At 43.9% G+C, this 529-nt stretch carries 1 pseudogene; it reads right to left on the bottom strand.

What is annotated here, in order from left to right:
* Positions 1-514, bottom strand: a pseudogene (locus ACS8FD_RS24290) (MFS transporter); the annotation flags it as partial.
* Between the last annotated feature and the right edge of the window lie 15 nt (positions 515-529).

Here is a 529-nt window from a genome sequence, read left to right as displayed (position 1 = left end):
CTTGTAGTATTTGTGGCAGCGCAGCAGTATTAACTGCATTCATTGAGCTGACCATATCAGCATAGTGCATTTGGGTGCGAATGGTCGTAAAGGCTTGAATGCCTGCCGCGCCTGCTAAGCCTCCCACGGTTTGGGAAATTCCAAAGATGACTGAAAAGCTGATAATGTAAGCTGGACCGTTGGCAATCGCACGAAACATACCTTCAAATACCATAGGCCCCATAAAATATACCGCAGCAAAAGCGATCATAAACTGACTAAGATAAAACATATATGGCGCAGAGTTTAGAGATACGCCTGTATCTAGCCAAGCACCAACAGCAATCAGGGCAACAGAAAAAATAACTGGACGACGTAAATCCATTGCATTGGTCTTAAAAATACTCAGCACTAATGCTAGTGCGCTAGCGACCAATATCACTGCATAAAAAACAACCAGCTGATCATTGCCATAACCTAAATTGGCCAGTAGTCCTGCTGCACCAACGTTTTGTTCTGATAGCAAAATACGCATCACAGCGCCTGTTAT

Source organism: Psychrobacter sp. 1U2 (assembly GCF_051847575.1).
The sequence above is the reverse complement of the archived record's forward strand: the minus strand, read 5'-3'. Positions and strand labels throughout refer to the sequence as shown.